The organism is Bradyrhizobium sacchari (assembly GCF_002068095.1).
Lineage (GTDB): Bacteria > Pseudomonadota > Alphaproteobacteria > Rhizobiales > Xanthobacteraceae > Bradyrhizobium > Bradyrhizobium sacchari.
In genome coordinates, this window is the sequence record NZ_LWIG01000008.1 from 170,694 (window position 1) to 177,802 (window position 7,109).

The 7,109-nt window shown below is 64.5% G+C and carries 8 protein-coding genes and 1 pseudogene; 5 read left to right on the top strand and 4 right to left on the bottom strand.

The window, feature by feature from the left end:
* The 3 genes and pseudogenes from A5906_RS44260 to A5906_RS12000 form a co-directional block, all read right to left on the bottom strand.
* Positions 1-170: pseudogene (locus A5906_RS44260) on the bottom strand (GGDEF domain-containing protein); the annotation flags it as partial.
* 767 nt (positions 171-937) lie between these two features.
* The gene (locus A5906_RS11995) at positions 938-1,549 is read right to left on the bottom strand and encodes a LysE family translocator (protein ID WP_080135405.1); all 612 of its coding nucleotides are present in this window, start codon (positions 1,547-1,549) and stop codon (positions 938-940) included.
* Positions 1,550-1,606: 57 nt separating this feature from the next.
* Positions 1,607-1,981 carry a response regulator gene (locus A5906_RS12000; protein ID WP_080135406.1) on the bottom strand — a complete coding sequence of 125 codons (375 nt, stop codon included), beginning with the start codon at positions 1,979-1,981 and terminating at the stop codon, positions 1,607-1,609.
* Positions 1,982-2,112: 131 nt separating this feature from the next.
* On the opposite strand from A5906_RS12000, the gene A5906_RS12005 reads away from it, so the two are divergent.
* A complete protein-coding gene (locus A5906_RS12005; protein ID WP_080135407.1) occupies positions 2,113-2,943 on the top strand; it encodes an SDR family NAD(P)-dependent oxidoreductase in 831 nt (276 codons plus the stop codon).
* Positions 2,944-3,136: 193 nt separating this feature from the next.
* Here A5906_RS12005 and A5906_RS12010 read toward each other — a convergent pair whose 3' ends face one another.
* Positions 3,137-3,943 (bottom strand): lytic murein transglycosylase, encoded by an 807-nt coding sequence (locus tag A5906_RS12010; protein ID WP_080135408.1) that lies wholly within the window; start codon positions 3,941-3,943, stop codon positions 3,137-3,139.
* Between the two features lie 154 nt (positions 3,944-4,097).
* Between A5906_RS12010 and A5906_RS12015 the strand changes: the two genes are divergently transcribed.
* The 4 genes from A5906_RS12015 to A5906_RS12030 all read left to right on the top strand — a co-directional run bounded on the left by A5906_RS12015 (position 4,098) and on the right by A5906_RS12030 (position 6,952).
* Positions 4,098-4,625, top strand: coding sequence for a hypothetical protein (locus A5906_RS12015; protein WP_080135409.1), 528 nt, complete (start codon positions 4,098-4,100; stop codon positions 4,623-4,625).
* A gap of 101 nt (positions 4,626-4,726) precedes the next feature.
* Positions 4,727-5,671 (top strand): OmpA family protein, encoded by a 945-nt coding sequence (locus tag A5906_RS12020; RefSeq protein ID WP_080135410.1) that lies wholly within the window; start codon positions 4,727-4,729, stop codon positions 5,669-5,671.
* Positions 5,672-5,860: 189 nt separating this feature from the next.
* Positions 5,861-6,202: a hypothetical protein gene (locus A5906_RS12025; protein WP_080135529.1), complete on the top strand. Its 342-nt coding sequence runs from the start codon at positions 5,861-5,863 to the stop codon at positions 6,200-6,202.
* Between the two features lie 513 nt (positions 6,203-6,715).
* Positions 6,716-6,952, top strand: a complete 237-nt coding sequence (locus A5906_RS12030) for a hypothetical protein (RefSeq protein ID WP_080135411.1) — start codon at positions 6,716-6,718, stop codon at positions 6,950-6,952.
* Positions 6,953-7,109: the final 157 nt, after the last annotated feature.

The window sequence follows — 7,109 nt, forward strand, 5'->3', positions numbered from 1 at the left end:
AACAGGCGGGCCAGGGCCGTCATGGCACCGGCCGCGCCGACGAAGGACGACGCCATCCAGAACCGCGCGGCGGCGAATTTGGGATAGGAGCGCGTTACGTAGGCCCAGATCAGGCCGAGCGCGAGGAAGTTGACGACGAAGACCGTCCACAGTGTCGGTACGTTCAGCATGGCGAGCGCAGCGCGCGCAGCGTCGCGTCCCCCATTCCTGGCAGCCGTCCGTCCATGACCATCCCCGTCTTCTTGCGGGGAACAATGCGCGGGATGCGCTTAACGGAATCTCACTGCGATCCTTCAAAGCGAGCCTTTGGTTTTGGATTCATGAACGGCGCCGCTGCGTTGTCGGATCATTAGGCATGTCGCCGCCGTCCCGCGCGCCCCCGTCGCGACGCGCTCGATGCGGATTCGTGGTCAAAAATCATCCGAAAGTGCATCTGAGCTGTGGATAACGCGATGACACGGATGTGACAGCACAGGGCAGAGCCCTGCGAATCTGCTGAGTTTATGGCCGAGGATATTGCGAGGCTGGCCCTCCGCCGAGCATCCCTCGTGTCGCGTTCAACCATTAACCCTTGAGAGGATACTATGGCTAAGAAAGCGAAGAAGGCGGCGAAGAAGAAGGCGAAAAAGGCCAAGAAGGCGAAGAAGAAGTAACGCGGCTTCTTTTTCTTTGCCCGGGTGGAGCCTCGCTCCGCCCGGGCTTCGGGTGAGATCGGACGAGTTGACAGTGGCGGGCGCAAGGCCCGCTTTTTTGTTGCCGCGTTTTGCGATGAGCTCCGCTCTCTCGCTCCCTCTCCCCGCCCTTCGCGGGGAGAGGCTGGGGTGAGGGGCTTCTATCGACACACGCGGTCGTCGTGAGACCTGTACCCCTCACCCGCATCCCATCTGCGATGGGATGCGACCTCTCCCCCGGAAGCGGGGAGAGGTAAAGAAAGAACCTACCGCTCCGCAAACGCCAGCTTGGTGCCGAGCGCGGCGAAGCCCGCCGCAAAGCTCCGGCGCAGCCATGCCATGACGCGCGGGCGGGAGATGACGCGCTCACGCACCGAGGCTGCGCAGAGGCCGTAGACGACGAACACCGCAAAAGTCATCGCCATGAAGGCGCCGCTCAATTCGAGCATCCGCGCCAGCACATGGGCCTCGTCCGCCGCGATGAACTGCGGCAGGAAGGCGAGGAAGAAGATCGACAGTTTTGGATTGAGGATGTTGATCAGGAAGCCGGTGACGACCACCCGGCTGCTCGACCGCTCGCGGATCTCGCCCTCCACCGAGAGCGCCCCGGTCTCGCGCAGCGCCTGCCAGGACATGTAGAGCAGGTAGAGCACGCCGCCCCATTTCAGCGCGGCGAAGGCGAGCGCACTGGTGTGGAGCACGGCGGCAAGCCCGAGCATCGCGGCACACATGTGCGGCACGATCCCGAGCGTGCAGCCGAACGCAGCCGCGACACTGGCGCGCGAGCCGCGTGTGAGCGCCGCCGCCAGCGTATAGAGCACGCCGGTGCCGGGCGAGGCGACGACGATCAGCGAGGTGAGCAGGAAGGACCAGGACATGGGCAGACCTTACCAGCCTGCCGCGGGCCAGGAAAGCCGGTCAGCCGCGACCGGCCGTCAGGACAGTTGCGCGATCTCGGCCTCGCGCAACACGTCGAGCGGCGCCCAGGGCTTGGCCCAGAATTTCGCGCCATCCGGCAAGGGCTGCTTCAAGGGGCGCCCGGAGGTGACGACGACGTCGAGCTTCGGATTGCGGTCCTTGGCGACGTACGCAAGTTCGACGCCGCTCATGCGGCCCGCAAGCTGCACGTCGGTCATCATCAGGCATAGCGCACCGGCGTTCTTCTCCAGCACGCGTTCGGCCGCTTCGGCACTCTCGCACTGGATGACCTGATAGCCGCTTTCTTCGAGCAGGAGGCTGAGCATTTCCCGCTGCATGGCGTCGTCTTCAACGATGAGCGCTGTTGCGCAAAATGGTTTTGATTGGCCCATCAATCGCTCCCAAAGTTGCCTGTCGCCGTTCAAGTAACGTAGGTTAAAGACGAAACCCGACTCCGGTTTCGGTTCCATCCTGAAAAAGTGCAGATCTTTCGTTCCCTTTCCAGAACCTGACGGGAGGCCTCATGACGATGATACGCGGCGCCGCGGCCATTACGGGGGCGGCGAGCGGCATCGGCCGCGCGCTCGCGGTCGAATTCGCCCGGCGCGGCTGCGACCTCGCGCTCGCCGATCGTGACGAGGCCGAGCTGAAGGCGCTCGCCGCCGAGATCGGCCCGACACGCAAGGTCAGCGTGCATCGCGTCGACGTCAGTAAGCCCGACGACATCACGCAATTCGCAGCCGAGGCGACCGCGGCGCATCCCTCCCTCGGCATCGTCGTCAACAATGCCGGCGTGGCGCTGCTGGGCTCGTTCGAGGAGATCGACCAGGCGCAGATGGAGTGGCTGTTCGACATCAATTTCTGGGGCGTGGTGCACGGCACGCGTGCCTTCCTGCCGCATCTGAAGACGATGGCGGAGGCGCACATCATCAACATCTCGTCGATCTTCGGCATCATCGCTCCGCCGGGACAATCCGCCTACGCCGCAGCAAAATTCGCGGTGCGCGGCTTTTCCGAGAGCGTGCGGCATGAGCTTGCGGTGGCGGGCAGTCCCGTCAAACTGTCGGTGGTCCATCCCGGCGGCGTTGCGACATCGATCGCGCGCAGCTCGCGCACCGGGGTCGGCGTCACCGACAATGCGCGCCGCGCCCAGATGATCGAGCGGTTCGAGAATGCGGCGAAGACGACGCCGAAGGATGCCGCGCTGCGCATCATCAAGGGCATCGAGAGGAACGAGCCCCGCATCCTGATCGGCAACGACGCCCGCTTCATGGACCTGCTGCAGCGCTTCCGGCCGGGGACCTATTGGGCGCCGCTGCAGCGCAGGCTCGAGAAGATTGCGAAGGGGGCGTGAGTTTTGGACGCGACGCCGCCCGCCATATACCCGTCGTCCTGGCGAAAGTCAGGACGACGATCGGGAAATTACATTCATCTCCCCACATCGTTATTGCGAGCGCAGCGACGCAATCCAGACGTTCTCCGCGGAGGGATTCTGGATTGCTTCGCTGCGCTCGCAATGACGGCTAGCGTTGGGTGAATGCCGACCCTCACTGCCCCGCCAGCCGATCGGCGAAATAGCCGATGGTCTTGCGATAGACCACCGCCCTGTTCCACTCGCGCATCGCCTCGAAATTGGCGGTGCCTTCGCCGTAGGGCTGGCCCATCTTGAAGCCGTTCGTGTGCAAGAGGTTCGCGGTCGAGGCGAGCACGTCGGGGACGCTGTGGCGGAGGTCGACATGGCCGTCGCCGTCGAAATCGACGCCGTATTTGATGTAGGACGACGGCAGGAACTGGGTCTGGCCGATCTCGCCGGCATAGGCGCCGATGAGGTCGCGCAGCGGCAGGTCGCCGCGCTGCACGATCTTGAGGGCGGCGAGCAGCTCGCCCTGGAACAGATCGGTGCGGCGGCAGTCATGCGCGAGGGTTGCCAGCGTGCGGATCACCGGCAGCTTGCCGATGTCGCCCTTGCCGAAATCGCTCTCCAGCCCCCAGATCGCAACGAGGATGTAACGCGGCACGCCGAACTGCTGCTCGATGCGCGAGAGCAGCGCGGCGTGACGCTGCAGCAACGCCCTGCCGCCATTGATGCGCCCCGGACCGACACGGGTCGAGACGTACTGCTCGAAACTCTTGTTGAAGGTGTAGCGCTGGCGGCGGTCGAAGGCGAGCACGGCGCCGTCCTGGGTGATGCCGCTGAACGCCGCGCTGGTCACGCCCGGCGAGACGCCGGCTGCCTGGGCCTCGGAGGATATGGTGGCGATGAAGCTGTTGAAGTCCCCGCCGCAGCGCGCGGCCTCGGCCGAGCCGCCGGCCAGACCAATGAAGCAGGCGGCGGCCAGAGCGTATCTCAACATGTCGAGCGACCCCCCAAAGAAATCCCAGTGCGAAGCAGCGCGCGATCATGCCCGGGAAAGCGGCCATCGTCAAAGCGGCACGCTTGATCAGCATCAACGTCTTTCACGCCCTGGTTTCTAGACTGGGCAAAGGAGCCGCCCAGGAGACTAGCCAATGACTGGAGTTACCTTGACCGCCGAGCAGATCCGCAATGCGCCGCCCCCGGTGCGGCAATGGATCGAGCAGGAAGTGATTGGGGCGCTCGGCCTCGCGCCGCGGACGCAAGCAGCCGCGCCGCCGCAGGCCGCGCATCTCGTCGCCTGCAGCGTGGAGGACATGGCCGACGTGCTCGAGCACATCCGCGGCGTGTTTCCCGCCGTGAACGTGCTGTTCGAGCTCGGCCGTCCGGGCATCAGCCTCGGCCAGCCCCCGGTGATGACGTTCCGCCTGATGGACATCCTGCATCACACCCGGCTGCAAGACATCGGCCAAGTGATGACATGCCTGGAGATGCTCAACCAGGCCCTGACCGAGGCGAGGAAAGATCCCTCGGTGCGGTTCTGCGGTTTCGACAGTGAGCGCCACTGCCTGATCGCGCCGCAGACGCAAGTGAGCATCGCCACGCTGTGGCAGACCATGATGGAGCGCCAGCAAGCGGCGCAGGCGCGCGAGACCGGCAGCCAGGTGGCACCGGCGGCCTGAAACGGGCTTTCCGGCAAGGGAATGGGCTACGGGTGAGAACCCGCGGCGTGGTGGGCGACACTAACCTCTGCGCCCCCTTTCCCCCAACCGAGAGAGTGCCGATGCCCGCGCCGCAAACCATCTCCGGATCGCTCGCCCTTGCCGCCCTCGTCTGCCTTCTCTCCTGCACTGCCGCCGCCGCGCAAACCCGCGATGTCGCCGGCAGTCGCGACTATCCCGGCATCGGCCGGTTCGCCGGCAGTGTCATCACCGGCTATGTCGTGAAGGATTTCGATGCGGCGCGGATGCAGGCGGCTCCCTTCGAGGACGGCCAGCCGACCGACGCGCGCCGGCTCGAAGGCCGCATCGTCCGTATCGCCTATCGCACCAATCCCGGTCCCTCGATCCTGGAGGTGTCGCGCAATTTCGAGACGCAGCTCGCAAAGGCCGGCTTCGAGACATTGCTCGCCTGCGACACCGAGGCCTGCGGCGCCATTCCCTTCACCGAAAGCGTCGACACGCTGCCGGTCCCGCAGATGTGGATCGACGGTTTCGACTACCGCTATTTTGCCGGCCGCAAGAGCGAAGGCGGGCGCGAGACCTTTGCCAGCGTTCTCGTCAGCCAGAACAACCAGGAGATCTACGCGCAGGTCACCGTCGCCGAGCTCGGCGCGATCGCCAACAAGATGGTCGATGCCGCCGCGATGGCGAAGGGTCTTGGTGAGACCGGCCACATCGCGCTTTACGGCATCTATTTCGACACCGACAAGGCAGTGCTGAAGCCGGAAAGCCGCCCGACGCTGGAACAGATCGCAAAGCTGCTCACCAGCCAGCCGCAGCTGAGCGTCTACATCGTCGGCCACACCGACAGCCAGGGCGCCTATGAGTACAATCTCGACCTGTCGAAACGCCGCGCCGATGCGGTCGCCGCCGAGCTGGTGAAGAGCTTTCGCATCGCGCAAGCACGGTTGCGCACCGCCGGCATCGGCCTGCTGGCACCGGTCGGCTCGAATGCAACCGATGCCGGCCGCGCGCTGAACCGGCGGGTGGAGCTGGTAGCGCCGTGATACTCCTTCGGTCATTCTGGGGCGCCCGCAGGGCAAACCCGGAATTCATCACGCAGCAGAGTTGGCGGGTAAATAGATTCCGGGCTCGCGCTGACGCGCGCCCCGGAATGACGTAAGAGAGATTTGCCGCTATAGTCGACGCTCGCGCGGCCGTCAGTTGCTGCGTCGAGCAACATGATGCAACAAGCCATGCCCAAAAATCAGCAACCTCGAGCACCCCGCCTCCTCCGCGTCCCGCTGTTCCGCCTGCTCGCCATCAACCTTGCGATCGGCGCCTGCGCCGCGGTGCTGCTCGTCGGCGGGCTGCTCTGGCTCAATCCCGCGCATCTGCGCGAGTTGATCCTCGCCGACCGCACCCCGGGCATCGCGCTTCTTCTGCTGCTCGCCTCCTTCCTCATCACCTTCTGTTCCGCGGCTATGGGCAGTGCGATCATGGCGCAGGGACGTCAAGAGGATGGCGGGGAACGCAGCGGCGGACACGGATCGCGGCTCGCCGTTCAGAAGGTGGCGCAGCATCCGCGCACGCGTTGAAATGTCCGCCGCGGCGATGGAACTCGGTCCCTGCCCAGGAGAACCGGATGTGTGCGCGCAGACGGGAAGTCGCGCAGCAAAACGCACTTCTACAAGGCGCGCGACCGCTCGCTGCATTGCGACAGCAGCAATATGAACAAACTGATTTGACGATCCAAACAATTGCTCCGATGTGCGTCGGAACTCAACTGCACGATCACCACATTTCTGCTGCGCTCGCTGCGACATCAACACTCTGACGATTTGGCTTGCCACGGCATGACGCAACCTATAATCTTCTATTTTAGGTTGTTGCCCTGCCAGCCCCGGGCGACACTGAAGACCAAAAATAAACGGCGGGCTTCGCGGCCCGCCGTTTATTGAAGGTTCGCACCGGACCTTTCAAAGCGCTAGGCGCTTTCCCTCCCAACATTTCGCCGATCGATGGCGCGGAGCCGTCCGCAAGTCCGCGGCTGCATGCCGACAACCGCCGAAGTCATTTGACTGCGGCGCCCTGATCGACGACAAGCCGCCATGGCCAAAAAACCCGGAACCAATCCCAAAGGCGAATTCGCCTTCTTCAACGTCGTCTACGAGGACGGCTCCCAGCGCTCCAACCGCCGCGTGCCCACCGAGCTGCTCGGCGGCCTCGACGGCGACGAACCCGCCCGCAGCTTCATCATGGAGCAGGACCGCGAGATCGCGGAGAAGTCGGGACGGCCGGCGCTGGAGATCAAGAAGATCGAGCGGGTGGGGGCGAAGAAGAAGTAGGACTTCAATCTTTCCACGTCACTGCGAGCCAACGGGTCCGCGCGAAGAGCGACCCGATGACAGGCTCCCCGAAGCAATCCATCGCGCCGCAAGCGGAAACGTGAATTGCGTCGTCGTAATCGCTCCTCGCAATGGCAACAAATGCAAAAACGGCGGG